Annotated in this window: 15 protein-coding genes; 7 read left to right on the forward strand and 8 right to left on the reverse strand. The window is 58.4% G+C overall.

Annotation, left to right across the window (positions count from 1 at the left end; translation table 11 throughout):
- Position 1: 1 nt before the first annotated feature.
- Together ABEB25_RS13055 and ABEB25_RS13060 are read right to left on the reverse strand one after the other, a co-directional pair.
- The gene (locus ABEB25_RS13055; protein ID WP_345736851.1) at positions 2–994 is read right to left on the reverse strand and encodes a cell division protein FtsQ/DivIB; all 993 of its coding nucleotides are present in this window, start codon (positions 992–994) and stop codon (positions 2–4) included.
- Positions 995–1128: 134 nt separating this feature from the next.
- Positions 1129–2049 carry a D-alanine--D-alanine ligase family protein gene (locus ABEB25_RS13060; RefSeq protein ID WP_345736852.1) on the reverse strand — a complete coding sequence of 307 codons (921 nt, stop codon included), beginning with the start codon at positions 2047–2049 and terminating at the stop codon, positions 1129–1131.
- A gap of 104 nt (positions 2050–2153) precedes the next feature.
- Here ABEB25_RS13060 and ABEB25_RS13065 point away from each other — a divergent pair, with 104 nt between their 5' ends.
- Entirely contained in the window at positions 2154–3455 is a 1302-nt protein-coding gene (locus ABEB25_RS13065) for a M20 metallopeptidase family protein (RefSeq protein WP_345736853.1), read from the forward strand.
- Positions 3456–3484: 29 nt separating this feature from the next.
- Here the strand turns inward: ABEB25_RS13065 and ABEB25_RS13070 are convergent, their stop codons facing one another.
- Positions 3485–5257: an FAD/NAD(P)-binding protein gene (locus ABEB25_RS13070; RefSeq protein WP_345736854.1), complete on the reverse strand. Its 1773-nt coding sequence runs from the start codon at positions 5255–5257 to the stop codon at positions 3485–3487.
- An 81-nt stretch (positions 5258–5338) separates the two neighbouring features.
- On the opposite strand from ABEB25_RS13070, the gene ABEB25_RS13075 reads away from it, so the two are divergent.
- Both ABEB25_RS13075 and ABEB25_RS13080 read left to right on the forward strand, forming a co-directional pair.
- Positions 5339–5887: an MOSC domain-containing protein gene (locus ABEB25_RS13075; RefSeq protein WP_345736855.1), complete on the forward strand. Its 549-nt coding sequence runs from the start codon at positions 5339–5341 to the stop codon at positions 5885–5887.
- 127 nt (positions 5888–6014) lie between these two features.
- A complete protein-coding gene (locus ABEB25_RS13080) occupies positions 6015–6902 on the forward strand; it encodes a polyphosphate kinase 2 family protein (RefSeq protein ID WP_345736856.1) in 888 nt (295 codons plus the stop codon).
- 66 nt (positions 6903–6968) lie between these two features.
- Here ABEB25_RS13080 and rph read toward each other — a convergent pair whose 3' ends face one another.
- Positions 6969–7754, reverse strand: coding sequence for a ribonuclease PH (gene rph / locus ABEB25_RS13085; protein ID WP_345736857.1), 786 nt, complete (start codon positions 7752–7754; stop codon positions 6969–6971).
- A 48-nt stretch (positions 7755–7802) separates the two neighbouring features.
- The gene (locus ABEB25_RS13090) at positions 7803–8618 is read right to left on the reverse strand and encodes a hypothetical protein (RefSeq protein WP_345736858.1); all 816 of its coding nucleotides are present in this window, start codon (positions 8616–8618) and stop codon (positions 7803–7805) included.
- Between the two features lie 146 nt (positions 8619–8764).
- Between ABEB25_RS13090 and ABEB25_RS13095 the strand changes: the two genes are divergently transcribed.
- Complete coding sequence (locus ABEB25_RS13095; RefSeq protein ID WP_345736859.1) at positions 8765–9694, forward strand: amidohydrolase family protein; 930 nt, start codon at positions 8765–8767, stop codon at positions 9692–9694.
- A gap of 1 nt (position 9695) precedes the next feature.
- On the opposite strand, the gene ABEB25_RS13100 is transcribed toward ABEB25_RS13095, so the two are convergent.
- Positions 9696–12128: a protein kinase family protein gene (locus ABEB25_RS13100; RefSeq protein ID WP_345736860.1), complete on the reverse strand. Its 2433-nt coding sequence runs from the start codon at positions 12126–12128 to the stop codon at positions 9696–9698.
- A gap of 391 nt (positions 12129–12519) precedes the next feature.
- On the opposite strand from ABEB25_RS13100, the gene ABEB25_RS13105 reads away from it, so the two are divergent.
- Complete coding sequence (locus tag ABEB25_RS13105) at positions 12520–13242, forward strand: sensor histidine kinase (RefSeq protein WP_345736861.1); 723 nt, start codon at positions 12520–12522, stop codon at positions 13240–13242.
- A 19-nt stretch (positions 13243–13261) separates the two neighbouring features.
- On the opposite strand, the gene ABEB25_RS13110 is transcribed toward ABEB25_RS13105, so the two are convergent.
- Together ABEB25_RS13110 and ABEB25_RS13115 are read right to left on the reverse strand one after the other, a co-directional pair.
- Positions 13262–14668: a DUF2851 family protein gene (locus ABEB25_RS13110; protein WP_345736862.1), complete on the reverse strand. Its 1407-nt coding sequence runs from the start codon at positions 14666–14668 to the stop codon at positions 13262–13264.
- A gap of 55 nt (positions 14669–14723) precedes the next feature.
- Complete coding sequence (locus ABEB25_RS13115) at positions 14724–15380, reverse strand: HAD family hydrolase (RefSeq protein WP_345736863.1); 657 nt, start codon at positions 15378–15380, stop codon at positions 14724–14726.
- Between the two features lie 145 nt (positions 15381–15525).
- Here ABEB25_RS13115 and ABEB25_RS13120 point away from each other — a divergent pair, with 145 nt between their 5' ends.
- On the forward strand, positions 15526–16095 hold the full coding sequence (locus ABEB25_RS13120; protein ID WP_345736864.1) for a DUF1990 domain-containing protein: 570 nt from the start codon (positions 15526–15528) through the stop codon (positions 16093–16095).
- Positions 16076–16450, forward strand: coding sequence for a YndJ family transporter (locus ABEB25_RS13125; RefSeq protein ID WP_345736865.1), 375 nt, complete (start codon positions 16076–16078; stop codon positions 16448–16450). Before ABEB25_RS13120 ends, ABEB25_RS13125 begins: the two co-directional genes overlap by 20 nt.
- Positions 16451–16454 lie beyond the last annotated feature (4 nt).

Genomic DNA, 16454 nt, shown 5'->3' on the forward strand with positions numbered 1-16454 from the left:
GTCAACGAACTGAGGTGGATTTTGAGAGGGTAACAGGGACGGGGCTTTCGGGCTGCAAGCCAGCCAGGTCAGGCGGCTGACGAAAGGTGATGGGGACATTCTGCCGGGCCAAAAGATTCAGCGTGCCGATCTCCCACCGACGCTGCCGAGCCTCCAGACGAATTCGGTCCAGACGTGCGAGCTGCACATCCAGGTCATCCACCCCAAAGGTGATGACGGATTTGTCGGCAAAAGTGGCCACCATGGAGTAGGGCGTCTGGATATCCAGGCTGCGCACCTGCGGCTGCCCCTGTTCAAAGCGTTCTTCTAGCTCGTGCAGCAGCTTCAGAGCGGAGGTCAGTTGTAGATCCTGAATGGCCACGCCAGCGGTCTTTTGCGCGAGCGCAGAATAGCGAATCACGGGCAGTGCGGTGAGGGATTCCGTCACCACATCGCAAGGGAAAGGCACGGCCTCGTGGTCCAAAAGGTAACCCACCTCCGAACGACCGGCGACCATACCCAGCTTGGGACAATCCAGCCAGGCCACAGGCTGGCGCTGGGTGATGCGCAGCGTCATGAGACCGGCATCAAAATCACGTTCGATCGCGACGTCCTTCACGGGGGCAAGCTGGCGCAGGCGGGTGTGCAGGGCACGCATGTTGATGGTCAGCAGGTTTTCCCCACGTGTCAGCAGCGTCGCTCGGACGATCTTTTCCACCGTCAGCGGGCCGCTGGTCTGCACAGCCACATCACGGAGCTCAAACTGCGGATTTTTCAGGATGGATTCCTGAACGGTGATCTTCAACAAGGCCAGGAAACAGATGACGACAATGAGTCCAAGAGCCCATTTGAACCCGCGCCGATGGGCCGCCTGTTTCTCCATCTCGCGAATCTTCGGGGAATCCACCCGCAGGCACACGTCCATGGTCACACCACCAGCCTTGGAGGACTGCTTTTTCGCAGTACTGCGAGGCGGCTTCGGAGCCGGGGCGGAAGCTTTCTTGGGAGGGGGCATGTTCGGGAGAAGATGACCTCAAGACCCTTAAGTCTTAATGATCAACTTTTATTAAATACCTGAAACGCTGTCTAAGCGCCATGACTTTTCTGGAAAAAAGAGTGGCTGCGGTCTTTCGCGCCCTGTCCGCTCACTCAAGGCCTGGCAGCCAACGATAGTTCAATGATGCGCACGCAGAGGTCGGGGAATTCGATCCCCACCGCCAGCGCCGCCTTGGGCAGCAGGCTGCTGCTAGTCATGCCGGGGATGGTATTGATCTCGAGAACGAAAGGCTCACCATCGTTTCTCAGCATCACATCCACGCGACCATAGACCTCCGTGCCGCAGGATTTAAAAGCAGCCATGGCAGCCTCCTGCACGCGGCGGGTGGTGGCCTCATCCAAGTCTGCCGGGCAGTGGTAGTGCGTCTTGCCCGTGCCATTCAGCCACGGGTACTTGTTACTCATGTCATAGAATCCATCCACGGGCTCGATGTGGATGATCGGCAGCACTTGATCTCCCAGGATGCCGATGGTCAGCTCCTTCCCCTCCACGAATTCTTCGATGAGGGTGGAGCTGCCGTATTTTTTCGCTTCCTCAATGGCGCTCACCCACTCCGCTTCCGTACGACAGATGTTCACCCCCACACTGGACCCCTCACGCGGCGGTTTGGACACCAAAGGAATGGAAATCGTCAGCGGTTCGCTGCCATCCAGCAGGTAGTTTTGGGAACGCGGGGTGGGCACACCCGCATCGACAAATCGTTCCTTGCTCTGAGCTTTGTCGAAGGCGATGCGGCTGCTCTCCACTCCGGCACCGGTGTAGGGAATGCCACGCTCTTCCAAAATTGCCTGCAACTGGCCATCTTCACCGAAGGTGCCATGGATCAGATTCATGGCGATGAGGGCATCCGCAGGCACGTCAAAGTCTGGCCCGGTCACGTCCACTTCCACCACCTCCGCTCCCTTGGTCTTCAAAGCGGCGACGACACTCTCCGCCGTCTTTTTAGACACTTCGCGTTCCGAACCGGGGCCGCCAAAGAGGACGGCGATCTTCTTGCCTGTGATGTCGAGCATGGTGCCCCAGATATGCTCTCACTCCCACGCTCGTGCAAGAGCGCCTCACGAAAATCCCCAGACACAGCCTTGCCACCACCGCCTCCACTCCATAGCCTGCGCGCATGAAAATGCTGCCGCTGCTGCTGATCGGAGTTTCCCCGCTGGCCTGGGCCGATGAAAAACGCGATGCCCTCTTTGCCACTTCCGTGGAGGCCATGTTCCCCAAACTCGTCGAAACGCGGCGCGACATCCATGCCCACCCGGAACTCTCCAATGAAGAGGCCCGCACAGCCGCCCTGGTGGCCGAGCGTCTCCGTGCCCTGGGCCTGGAAGTGCAGACGGGCGTGGCCAAACATGGAGTGGTGGCTCTGCTCAAAGGTGGCCAGGAGGGCAAGTGCGTGGCCGTGCGAGCCGACATGGATGCCCTGCCCATCAAGGAACTGCGCTCCGTCCCCTATCGCTCCAAAAATCCCGGTGTGATGCATGCCTGCGGTCATGACCTGCACACCACCGTGGCCCTGGGCGTGGCGGAGCTGCTGGCCAAACATCGGGACCAGGTCAAAGGCAGCGTGAAGTTTCTCTTTCAACCTGCTGAGGAAGCCATGCCCGCCACCTTCAAAGGGGAGTGGGGTGCGAAGCTGATGGTGACCGAAGGGGCCATGGCCAATCCGAAGCCAGATGCCGTTTTCGGCCTGCACTGCACCACCTCCGTCGCACCGGTGGGCGTGATGGATGACGAGGTACATTTCCTCAAGGCAGGCCAAGTGGCCTACACCATCGGTGCGGACAACGCGAACAGCGACCGCTTCCAAATCACCATCCGGGGCAAGATGGCCCACGGCTCCGCCCCACACAAAGGCGTGGATGCCATCGTCGTCGCGGCCGAGGCCATCAGCGCCTTGCAGACCATCCGTAGCCGTCAGACCAATACCCGCCAGCCACTGGTCATCAGCATCGGCACCATCCAGGGCGGCCAGCGGGAAAACATCCTGGCCGAGGAAGTGACCCTGGGCGGCACCGTGCGCACCTACGATGCCGGTTTCCGCGATGGCGTGGTGGAGATGATGCACCGCATCCTCAAAGGCATCACCGAGGCCCACGGTGCCACTTACACCATGGAGTACCGCATCGGCTACCCCAGCATCATCAACCAGGAAGCCCTCGTCAAAGCGACGCTGCCCGCCTTTAAACGCCTCCTGGGTGAGGCGAATGTGCTGGAGGTCATCCCTGGCATGGGTGGCGAAGACTTCTCCTACTTCGCCCAGGTGAGCCCTGGATTCTACTTTCGGTTAGGCGTGGCCAACGAGGAAAAGGGGATCATTCACGGAGCTCACACACCGATGTTTGATGCGGACGAGGACAGTCTGAAAACGGGAGTCCAAGTGATGGCGGCGGCCGTCTGCGACTTTCTGAATGCGAAGTAGGCGATGCGCTGCCAAGGCTAAGAGTCAGCCTACGACCGCTCCATAGCAGCCACCTTTCGCAAATCTTCCAGCCAGGCTTTTACGACGATGCGGCTGGTGTCATTGCAAGCCTGTAATCCATAGGAATAGGGCCGATGACCAGTCGTGTGGGGGAAGGCGATGTCGTGGATTCTTGGGTTTGCCTCTCCGCTGTCACCAATCACCCGGTAGCTAGGATCAATGTCAATGCCGCCCGTCTTGAGCAGCGTATTTCCATGGATTTTTAACAGCAGTTCAGGGTCTTCCTTCGCCAGTTTGGCCACGCTTTGGGATCGGTAAAAAGCGGCGCAGGCTGGGCGGACGGTTTTGTTTTTTACCAAGCTCGGGAAGGGATAGTCTTCCAGCTCCAGGGGGCCCTGACCACTGCAGTCTATGAACATCTCATAAGTATAGGTGGAGGTGTCAGCTTCCTGCTCCACCTCAACCACCGTATGCCGCTTGGCTTTTGATTTTCTGACATGGGTGACAGAGCCGGGAATCATCTCTAGCTTGCCCGCATCGTACAGGGCTAGAATGGTATTCCCTGAAGGCAGAGGCATGGCTGCGATGACATTGAGAAGGAATGGCATCAACTTTTTATGCAGGATGACATGGTCTTCCGCCGGCATATAACTGGAGTAATAGTTGAGGGTGTAGATGAGGTCATCCATCCTTTCCTTCCAGTGGATGGGCCGATGCATTTTCACGGATTCTTCGGCCTCCTTCATCTCAATGCGCATGCCTTCAAACGCATTGTCGTATTCATGCTGCTGGCTCATTTCCTCGATGAAATCGAGCAGCTTAAAGGAAGGGTCCTTCAGCCGTTTCACCATCTTGGGCAGGTCATCTTTCTGAAAGGCCTCTTGAAGCACAGGACGGCAGACTTGGTCGAAATAAGTTTCCAACCTCAGCCTGCCCTTGGCATCCATCAGCTTGGCCATGTCTGTAGGACTGACATGACGATAAATTTCCCGCATGGGCTCCTCCTGGTCGAACTGCAAGTGCGGTAGCAGTCCTTTCGAAGAGTGCATGACCATCTTGAATCCTTCCGTGCCGGGGTGGGGTCGGTAAGTCAGGGCATCGCCTTTAGGGATGAAGTCACCATGCCGGTGGGCCAATGAAGAAATCACATCAAAGGCACTGAGCGAGGCCCCCAGGGTACCGATGACAAAGTTGTAGTGTTCCCCGTCCTTGGGCAGCAGTTTGGCCATCGGCCATGGGGACGCGTAATAGCCAGCTTCGGGTACGTCCTTTTCAGGCCAGCGGTGGCCGGTGGCGATGATCACGCGATCAAACTCATAAGCCTCCCCTGACTGGGTGAAAAGGGTGATTCGCTGGCTCTCGGCATCGTCTCTTACATCCAGCACTTGGCTGTCGGCATGGCTGTGAACCCGGATGCCCGCTTCGGTCAGCCAAGCTTGTAGCAGTTGATACTGCGCTTTGAAATACTGGCCGAGAGCTAAGCGACCGTACACTTCATCCTCTTTGATTTCCACGCCCTCCAGACCTAGGTCCGCGAGGACGGAAGGAGCCTGGGAGCGGAGCCAGTCAGCCAAGGTCGTGGGCAGCTCAGGCAATTCCTCGGACGAGATATTCGACATGTTGTAGATGTCCGTGGTCTGTGGCGTGTAGGGCATGCCCATGCCGATGAAGGCATTCTTTTCAAAGACCACAATTTCACCCAGCGTGGGTCTGAGGCTAGCGGCGTGATCCAGGATGTGCTTGAGCAGGTAGATCGCCGAAGGGCCACTGCCGATGATGGCGAGAGATTGAGGACGGTTCATGCGGGAGAATGAGTTGAGGCATCCAATCTTCGTGTGGGAGCCATTTGATGGCCTTGATGCGAACTTGAATAACCGCACGTCATGGAAACCAACGATCCCCCTCTGCACCCGCCGCTGGAAGATGTGGTGCTGGAGGACGTGCCGGTGTGGGATGCTGAACTCGTTCACATCTACATCTCACCGGGGCATGATTACTGGGGCAGACTGGGCGAAGGACGGCTGCAGCATGGCATCCAGCAGGTGAGCCAGGTGGAGTGTGTCGCTGGTCGTGGACTGCGAGGAGACCGTTACTGTGAGAGAAAGATGGGACACAAAGGACAGGTCACCTTTTTTGATGCCCAGGTGGTGGAGGACATCCGCAGCCGCTTTCGTCTGCCTAAACTGCCTGCTTCCGTGTTCCGGCGGAACTTGATCGTCCGGGGGCCTCGATTGCAAGATTGGTTAGGCAAGCGTTTCCTTTTTCAAGGCATCGTCTTTGAAGGGGCTCAGGAGTGCCAGCCATGCCACTGGATGGACAGGGTGGTTGCAGAGGGCTCCGAAGATTTTTTATCCTCCGATTTTCGGGGCGGACTGAGAGCCAAGGTGATCACGCCAGGCATCCTGCGTGTTTCGGAAGAGCTGCTAGGCTGAGATGAAGCCATCATCCAGAGAAGAGCGGGCATCCATAAAAACCGCTGCATTCTTGCCAAACTAACCCTGTTCATGGCAAGACCTTCCTGCTAATGCTAGGTCCGCTGCCACCCCCAACTCAGACCCCATGAAACTTAAACTGGACCTTCACGACTTCCGAGTGCCCGATGGCAAGCCTTTCCGAATCTCCAAGGCGAAGACCAAGGTGAAGGATCTTTACACGGACAGTGCTCATTACGAGACACTCATCGCTCAGTTTCGTGAGGAGATTGATGACCTCCAACAAAAGATGTATGCGCAGGATCGCCAGGGGCTGCTGCTCATCTTTCAGGCCATGGATGCGGCGGGGAAAGACAGCACCATCAAGCACGTGATGAGCGGGGTGAACACCCAAGGCGTAGAAGTCCACAGCTTCAAGCGTCCGACGAGTGCCGAGCTGGATCACGACTTTCTCTGGCGCACCTCCCGCGTGCTGCCACAGCGTGGCCGCATCGGCATCTTTAACCGCAGTTACTATGAGGAAGTGCTTTGCTGCCGCGTGCACCCCGAGATCGTCACTGACATCCAACGTCTGCCGGAGAAGACCACCAAGAATCTGGACAAGCTGTTTGCCGATCGCCTCAAAGACATCCGCAACCTGGAGGCCTACTGCCACCGCAACGGCATTCGCATTGTGAAGTTCTTCCTCAATGTTTCCAAGGATGAGCAAAAGAAACGCTTCCTGGCCCGCATTGACACGCCCAGTAAAAACTGGAAATTCGAAGAAGGCGACGTGAAGGAGCGTGGTTTCTGGAAGGAGTACATGCACGCCTATGAAGACGCGATTCGCAACACGGGGACGGAGGAGTGTCCCTGGTATGTCGTCCCAGCGGATGACAAGAAAAACATGCGCCTCATCGTCAGCGCTGCCATCTTGCATGAAATGCAGGGTATGAAACTCAAGTACCCCGAGCTGCCTCCGGAACAGAAGGCCCAACTGGCCGTGGCCAAGAAGCTGCTTTTGGAAGAAAAATAGGTTCGTCCATCGGCAACCAAAACAGCCCACCCAGGTGACTGGGCGGGCCGCTGGGTTCAACCCAAATCACTTCTTCCCAAAGAACGCGGCCAGCTTTTGCAGGTCCTTCGGCTCCGCCGGTTTCATGGCGCTTTCGATGGCCTCCTGCTGGATGGCGCAGAGTTCACTGATGCCCTTGCGGCCGACGACCAGCATGGCATCCAGCTCCGCCTGGCTGAAGGTGGCCTCTTCTCCGCTGCCCTGGATTTCCACAAAGTCGCCCTTGTCCGTCAGCACGAGGTTGCAGTCCACATCGGCATCGCGGTCTTCCACGTAGCAGAGGTCCAGAAGGGTCTCGCCCTTCAGCACGCCGGCGCTGATCGCAGCCACCTTTTTGGTCATCGGCTGCTGGGTGATTTTGCCTTTTTCCAGCAGGCGGTTGAAGGCGATGGAGGCGGCAATGCAAGCCCCGGTGATGGAAGCTGTGCGGGTGCCGCCATCTGCCTGCAGCACGTCGCAATCAATGCAGAGCGTGCGCTGGCCCAGCTTCTTGAGGTCCACCACGGCGCGCAGGCTGCGGCCGATGAGGCGCTGAATTTCGATGCTGCGGCCATCGGGGCGGCCCTTGCTGCTGTCGCGGTCTTTGCGATCCAGCGTAGAGTAAGGCAGCATGGAGTACTCAGCCGTCAGCCAGCCACCCTGGACATTCTGCACCTTCATCCAGCGTGGCACTTCTTCCTGGATGGTGGCGGCGCAAATGACGCGCGTATTGCCAAAGGCGATCAGCACCGAAGCGGTGGCATGGGGAGCAACATCCAGGATGTACTCAATGGGGCGAAGTTGGTCGTAGGTGCGTCCGTCGGGTCTAGGCATCGCACGCCTTAACGTCATCAAGTCCTATGGTCAAGGCAGTCGTCAGCCTCAGACGCGGATCATGTCCTTCACCACCTGAAACCACAGGTAAAAGCAGCCGCGCCAGGAGTAGCGGAAGACGCCGTCTCCCGCTGGCTCGATGACCCCGATGGTGATGTTATGGTCAATCTGCGCGGTCATATCGCGCTCGATGTAAGTGGACAATTCCTCCGTATCCAGATCCACCAGTTGCTCCCGCAGGCCCTGCTTGGTCAAAAAAGCCTGATGGGAAGCCACCAGACTTTCCATGGAATCTGCATACACCTGCCGGTTCACCACCTGCTGGGGTGAAAACTGCATGGTGGGGGCAAAAGGGTAGTTGGTGGTGGTGCAGGTCACCCCCTCCCGCGTGCGGGAGGTGAGGCTGACGTAGGAAAAGGCAAACTCTCCCTGCTGCGCCAGGGCGATGGAGGCCTGGGTACGCATCTCCGCGTGGTAAAAGAGGCGCATGAAATGGTCCGTTTCGTTCCACTTCCAGCCCGTGTCCCCGGCTTCGGTGAATCCGGCAGCCTCGGTTTCCCGGCTCAGTTCTTCCAGGTCCGGGAAGACATCGCGAGAAGGTGGAAAGCGGTGTTTCACCTCACTGCGGATGGGGAAACGGAGCTGGCGCACCCGACCGACGATCTCCAACCAGGGAAGCATGAACCAAAGGGCGATGCCAAAGGCACCCGCCGCGTGGCTGTCGGTGAGAAAATATCCCCCGAGGTATGAGGCCCCTAGATAGGCCAGCCAACCGAGCTTTTGCAAAAAGCGATTGTCAAAAGTACGGCAGGCAATCGCGAACACGACGGTCGCGGCCAAATAGAGGAATTGCTGAAGAGCCATTTCGAACGGAGGCGGCCGCCAAGGATCAGCCGCCTGTCTCCTACCTATAAACTGACGCCGGAACCGAGGCAACCATTCAAATCCAGCCGGGTTCCCGGGCGGTTTTGTCTTTTCAGCCTCCAGTCCATCCCATCATACTGCCCTAAATGCAGCGCCGTCACTTCCTGAAAACTGCCGCCCTCAGCGCCACCCTGCCCGTCTGGGCCAGCGCCCAAAGCCCTGACGCCGTCCGGGTCATCGACACCCACACGCATTTTTATGACCCCACCCGCCCCGGAGGCGTCCCCTGGCCCAAGGCTGGCACTCCGCTGCATCGCAAGGTGATGCCCGCCGACTGGCAGGCGCTGGCCAATCCGCTGGGGATCAAAGAAACCGTCATCGTCGAGGCCAGCCCTCTGGTGGAGGACAACCAGTGGATCCTGGATCTCGCCGCGCAGGAAAAATGCATCGTCGGTTTCGTCGGCAACCTAGATCCCAATGACGCCCAGTTTGCTGCCCATTTGAAACGTTTCGCCATCAATCCCCTCTTCCGTGGCATCCGCTGGCGGGGAGATTTGGTGAAGCTGGATGCCAATCTGGACAAGGTACAGGCCGGGGCCAAACTGCTGGCTGAGCATGACCTGGAACTGGACCTCAACGGTCCAGCCACGGCTCTTCCCCAGGCCACCCAACTGGCCAGCGATGTACCCGCTCTGCGTATCGTTATCAATCATCTGGGCGGGTCCGGCGACCCCCAAGCCCTGAAACCGGAGTGGAAGGAAAACATCCGCCTGCTGGCGCAACGGCCCAATGTTTACATGAAAGTCTCTTCCCTGGTGGAGCAGGTGCCCGGCAAAGAAGGCCAAGCCCCGCGCGAGCTGGACTACTACCTGCCGGTGCTGAACCATCTCTGGGAATGCTTCGGCCCGGACCGCCTGATCTATGGCAGCAACTGGCCTGTTTCAGATCGTGGCGCTCCATATGAAACCGTCTTCCGCCTTGTCGCCGAATTCTTTCGTTCCAAAGGACGCGAGGCCGAGGAAAAGTACTTTTGGCGCAACTCCCTGGCGGCCTATCGGTGGATCGAACGGACCTGATTCACTGCCGGGCTGCTGCTTCCGGTAGGGGCATGGGCTGCGCGATATTTAGCGTAGGAACGGCACCTGAACGCTGGTTGGCTGGTTCTTGGGGGATGGTCTGCACCGGAAGCTGGGCTGGCTGCGGGTTGGCCAGCCCTTGTCTGAACCGGGCAACTTCTTCTGGGGAAGGAACGATGGCCTTACGGATGATGACCGGCTCCGGAGCAGGCCGGGGTGCAGGAGCATCCTGCTTCGACAGTGGCGGGCTTGCCAGCGGTGCGACAGCCGTCTTGATCTTGGCAGGTGCTGGAGGAGGCTGTTCCGTAGGAGGTGGAGATGGCGTGGCCTGCGGAGTTTTGTCCACAGGAGCCGTTGGAGCTGCGGTCACCGCGGGTGCTGGGACAGTGACCAAGGGCTGGTGAGAGACCACTTGTTTGGAAGCGGGAACCGGGGGAATCGTGGCCTCTGGCTCGATCACCGTGACTTCGTTAGCAGGGGATTTTTCTGCCAGAACTTCGGCCACGACGGGGGTTGCAGGAACTTTCGGCGCTGGCTTTGCGCTGGAGAACACCCACCAACTGGCGAACCCCAGCATCACGGCCGCCACAGCAACCCAGACGGGCCATCCCAAATAGGCCTGTGATTTCGAACGATTAAAATCGACGGGTTTGAAACGTCGGGAGACCGGGGGAGATGGCGGATCGTCCAGGGAATCAGCATCGCTGTCGTCCCTCCATTCGTTGTCGAAATCCGAGACACTGCCGACACTTTCCATTTCTCCCAGCGGGACCGACAGACCCCGCAGACGGGCGGCGAGATCCGGCCCGGAGGAAGTGCCATTCATCAGCACCTCGTATTGGGTCAAGAACTCCGCAGGACTGACCACTTGCCCATGATGACGGGATTTCTCCAGGCATTCCCGGATGAAATCCGCCAGCAATTCAGGCATGGCCTCAGGAAACTGGGGGTGGATCCCCCCCTGACGCTGCCCAGTGAGGAGGTAGGCGGCCAAAGCCACGAAAGCGCGGCTGCGATAATCGCGATCTGCCAGATGGCCTTCCGGATGCTCGCCATGCTCGGGCTTGTCCACCAAAGGCGGTTCGTAAAGATTGCGCATCGTGAGGTGCGCACGCAGCTTCACCTGAAAAGTCGGCCACGCATCCAGGCGCTTTTGCATGAGGCGGTCATGGTCGCGGCTCATCAAAGGACCGTTTTTCCCGACACGGAGCATGATGTTGGAAGGGTGCAGATCCAGCCGCTGGACACCGCATTCCAGGGCTTGTTCCTGCCCGGCATGGACTTGACGCAGCAGCACGGCCACCTCCTGAGGATTCAGCGTGATGCGCTCGGCCAGGAGCCTGCTCAGGGAAAAACCCGGCTCCCTTTCTTCCGTGAGGAAGGTCCAGTCTGGGCTTTCCCAAAGACTGAGGCTGCGCAGAATATTGGGGTGCTTGTCCGCATTGAATCGCCATGTTTGCAGCGGCACAGCTTCATACTGCGTTTTTTCCACAATGCGGGCCGGCGGGAGCAGATGCACCGTCACGGGCTGCTCGTTTTTCGTGTTGAAACACGGGATGGAAAACGGATAGCGGCGAGCATTGTCTTCGCCTTCCACGCGGAAACGGTTCCCAAGAATGATCTCCACCGGGACATTCTCCAGCAGCAGGTCCTGCAACTGCGAACGCGGCTGCAAGGCGGGAATAAGCACCAGTTGTTTGCGGGGGTTGCGGGCGTTGATACTGCTGACGATGGCACCGATGGCCTCCCGAACATCATCTCTGACTTTTTCGATGGATGTGGGGCAGTTGGCGGGATCCGTCAGCGCGGTCCGCATGGCCGTGCGCAGCCCCGTGGGCAGGGAGGTCAACGAGGGAAAACGGTCAGGATTGTCCCCGGCATAAGTTTTGCCTGTCAGCATCAGGAACATCAGTTCACAGACCTGGATCACCAGGCGTGCGCCCGTGTTTGCATCACTCTCGGTCGCTGAGAGCCCGTAATCGTAGATCCGAAGCTGGAGAAAGGTATCTTCAAGCGTGGTCATGACCACGCGGTCCAGCCGAATCTGCGAAACCAGGCGCGGATACTTTTTCAGGTGCAAAAGATCATCCAGGAGCTGGAAAACCAGGGAAAACACCATGGCAGGCTGCAGAGGTCCCCGTCGCCGGATGTAATCTTCGATGAACTCGCCATCGTTGAGATTGCTGGTGTAATAAACAAGTCCTTGGTCTTCACCGACGTCCTGGATGCGCATGAAGGAAGCACCGCGAATCTCAGAGGCTTCCTTCGCCCGTTCAAAGGCCGATTTTTTGGCCACGGAATCCAGGGTGCGACCACTGCGCAGGATGTGCAGTTCCACCAGCCGCTTGATCGACTCATCGAAAGCGAGGAAAACCACCTCATCGGGTGAACGCACCAGCCCTACCGGTTCTCCACCGGCACGGCGAGCGATCATGAGATGACCAAAGCTTTCGATTTCAGGGACCATTGCAGCAGGCGACGAAGGGAGAGCAGGACCACAAAAGGAACATTTCGCCGAAGCTCAGAGCGAGCCAAATTCGAAAAGAAACGAATGCGGAATGCCTCTTAATGTAAGGCAATCAAACCTTTTGGCAAAAAAATTCCAGTAAATCTAATAATTATAAACACAGAAATACCTAAATTTATGGATTTTTATAATAATAAGAGTCGTGAGCGCGGTTTTCGCGTCACCTACGATTTGTTATTTCACTTTTAACCAGGGCAGCTCATCGAGCGATAAAGCCTGCCTCACTGCCCAACCTTGCCGAAAATGCGTTTGCTCCTGGTTGCCCAAGGCTGCATAACTGCGCCATCTGTCTCCCCCCATGCAATTCGTTTTCCCTACCACTCTTCAACTTGGTCATGAACACAGCGATGGGTTTCACCAGGAGCTGCTGCGTGGGCTGACCCACAAGTTGAACAATCTTTTGGCAGTTATCCAGGGATTCAGCAGCCTGATTTTGATGACGGATGACCTGGATCCGGGTGTGGCAGAGAACATGCAGCACATTCGTGAAGCTTCCGTCGGCGTCTCCGCCCTCAGCGAGCGCATTCGCTCCGCAGGCGGCTGCGCCAAACTGACCCTGCAGCCTCTGAGCCTGAATGAGTATCTGAGCGTGGTGGAAGGCGCACTTTTGGAGCCCTTTACCAAGAACGGTGTGCAGTTAGAAGCCGATGTGCAGCAGGGGCTGCCACCTGTGCAGGTGGACCCCACGAAGTTTAAGGACATCCTCATCGAACTGCTGAGAAACGCTGCTGAAGCCGCAGGCAAGACCGGTGGTCGTGCCATGCTGAAAATCGCCGGCCCGGGTGTCATCACTCCAGTCGAGCAGCGTCGCGTAGACATCCTGGTCAGCAATACAGGCTCTCAGATCGCCCAGGAAAAGCTGGCCGAAGTGTTCCGCCCCTTCCACGGCTCCAAAAACAGCAACCATCTGGGCCTCGGCCTCACCATCGCCTCCATGCTGGCGCATCAGATGAATCTGCAGATCGGCATCGCCTCTGAGAACAACACGACGACGCTGTGGCTGAGCTGCCCCATCGCCTAATCCTAGCCTAAAGCAGAGATCACGCCCATTGCTTCAACCGCTCTGGGAAAGGGCAGTCCGCACAGGCAGAGTCATCTTCGAGACAGAAATCCTCGTAAACTTGCAGGAGGCCCTGGTGATGATGCAACTTCTTTTGGAAGGCCGTGCCAAGCTCACTCTCGCCAAACAGCCGCTGCACTGCCCTGCGGACCTTTTGGTTATCCAGCAGCGCGGGCAGTTCCAGATACTCCGCCCACAGGCGGGTGCGCTCCGGCATCAGCAGCGGGTAAGCCACATTGGCCAGCATCTCCTGCACCCGGGTTTCGCCAATAAGCGCCAGGGGCTTGGCAGATCCTTCAGCAAGCAGTGTGTAATGGGTGGACCAAAAATCATGCGTGAGCGAAAGCAGCGTTTCCCGCCAGCTCTCTTGGGACCAACGCCCTGCATCCATCAACGGCCCGGAAATGCGAGGCCACTGCTTCAGCATGGCCACCAGTGCGCCTAACCGACGTTGCGGATGGTTCCCTGGCCGGATGGCGGCCAGCTTCCATTGCAAGGCCTGCTGAGGTTGGAGCCAGCGCTGGGCGGCATCCCGCTGTTTCCACCAGGTGGACCACAGACCACGCAGGTAGGGCCGGGTCTCGGGCAGAGTGTCTTCATAGCGCACACTTTCCAGAAAACCGCTGACTCCAAACAGCAGGGCTTCACTTTCCTCCGCAGACATTTTTTGCAACCGCTGCACGGGCAGGCGCTGGGCCAGGATATTGAAAGACTGTTGGTTACTCCGATAACCCAACGTCTGAGCCAGAGCCTGATAGATCGCCTGCTCCCGGCCATGTGCTGCCACGCAGCGGTGCAGGCGCAGGCTTTTACGTTCCAGCCGGTATTGTGCGGCAGACTCCAGCATGGACTGCACCTGGGCGGGCTCCATCTCGCTGAGCGGGGTGTGACAGCGCCCAAGACGAGCGGCGGCCAGTCCACGGTTCGGCTTCGCATGGTCGGGCAAAGTGGTTGCATCCAGCCGCACCTGCACCACTTCCCGGTGCTCATGGGTGCGAGTGTAAAAGCGGTCCTCAGGTCCCTCCAGATACAGATGCAGCACCACCCGTGAGTAGTCGGGGTTGGCCCCATGCGCATGGCGCTCCCAGTCACGGGCATCTGGGTCCAGTTCAATGTCGCCGCTGAGCTTTTGCCCATCCACCTCCACTGTACAGCCGGTGAAGTCCGGCCCTGCGCTGGAGTTCCAGATCCCGTAGTCCACGATGTGCACAGGCTTTCCATCCACACTTCTGAAGTCGCTGCCAAAGGCCCCACCAAACCACAGGCTCTGGACATCCAGCTCTCCCATCGGCTGAGGAAAGCCGGGAAGCGAAATCTCCTCCAACCCCGAGAACACCGAATCGCGAAAGCGCGTGTAACGGGCGGCGAGCGGTAGGGGAGAGATCATGAGTCTACGGGAGTTACTTTTTAAACCAATAAAGCCTAACAAACAGCATGGTGAATCACGCTACCAGATCACGCAGTGAAACCTCTGATAGGGAACCCACACGACGAAATGCACCCTCAAAGTCCAGATGCTGCGTCATCGGTCCCGGGACCACGATGCAGCGCATCTCCGCCGCACGGGCCGCGCGTAGGCCATTGAGGGAGTCTTCAAAAACCAGCACCTCATGCGGATGCATACCCAGACGACTGGCGGCGTGGAGAAAGAGGCTGGGGTCGGGCTTCACCTTGCCCGTGTCATCCACGGTGGTGAGGTGGTGGAAGTGATGGCGCAGCTCCAGTTGCTCAATCCAAGTTCCCACCCAGGACAGGGGGCTGCTGCTGGCCACGGCACAGGGCAGCCCCAGTTCCCGCGCTTCCGTGAGGCGATCCACCACACCGGGCAGGGTGCTCAGCGTGCTGCGCAGTTCGCGCTCGTGTTCCAGGCGCCTTAGCTCCAGCTCTGACCAGGGCAGCGAGCTGCCGGTCAGCGCATCCAGGTCGCGGCGGGGATCATAGAGGTCGTTGAACTCGGTACCGATGGCCTGGGCATAAGTTTCCACCGCCAGTTCGTGCCCATGCTGCGCGTAGAGCTGCCGCCATGTGTGGTAGCCGACACTTTCCGTGTCCACGATGAGTCCGTCAAAATCAAAAAGGATGGCGCGAATGGGGGGCATCTCCACACTATGGCGTGGAGGAATGCCGTCGGCAAAACAAGAATGAAAGCAGCCCCAAGGACGGCTGAAAAGCCAACTGGAAACGAAGACTTTTCGAAGCACTCGGAAGTTGTCCCACGCCCCTTCCTCGGGAGGTTCCCTTCATATGATCACTTACCGGCCACCCAGTCCGCAGGAGCTGCAACAGCTCCTCGCTAGCTGGCAAGAGGCACCGCTGAGCTATCGACATCGGGAGGGAGTGGAAAATCCACCTTTCGAAGACTTCATTGATGATGAGCACCAAGTCCTGTTAGGCCAGGGTGAAGAGGTCTATCGGCGGGCCTGTGCTGCGCTGGATGCCTGGTGCATGTTTCCCCCATGGGCAGTGGTACATCCCCTGGAGGCCCCTCAAAAGCCGGGTCAAGTCGTCGCCATGGTCACCCAGATCTGTGGCCTGTGGTGGATCAATCCCTGCCGTGTCCTCCATCGTTGCGACGGCCCCCTTCGTCACGGTTTTGTCTATGGCACCCTGCCGGAACACACGGAGTGCGGCGAAGAACGTTTCATGGTGGAGCAACTCCCTGACGGCAGCGTGTGGTATGAAATCCGCGCTTTTTCACGACCGCGGCATTGGATGGCCTGGCTGGGCTTTCCCCTCGCCCGCTGGTGGCAGTTGCGCTTTGTGCGGGACTCCCAAACCCTCATGAAACGGATGTGTGCAGGAAGACCTCTTTAATGGCAACTGGGCAGCGAAGGGAAAAAGCCACACTCAGCGCGAGTGCGCTGCTGCTTATGCTCATCGGCAGCGGGCTGGGGCACTGGGCGTGGCGCTGCTGCAGATGAAGATGGCTTTCAAAAAAGGCCAGTCTACTGGCGTGCGCGCCCTGTTTTTCATCTCCGGTCTCAGCTTGCTGGTGGCCATGCTGCTGGCACTCACCTTTGACCTGCGCAGCTTCTTTCCCGCATTGGCCCTGCCCATGCCCACCATGTGGGCCATCCACGGCACGCTGAATACCTTCGGCTTTGGCCTCTACTGGGTGTTAGCCTGGCGCGCCCACGGCGGCACCGCCCGCACACCTACAGTTTTTTGATTGC

It is taken from the genome of Prosthecobacter algae (assembly GCF_039542385.1).
Lineage (GTDB): Bacteria > Verrucomicrobiota > Verrucomicrobiia > Verrucomicrobiales > Verrucomicrobiaceae > Prosthecobacter > Prosthecobacter algae.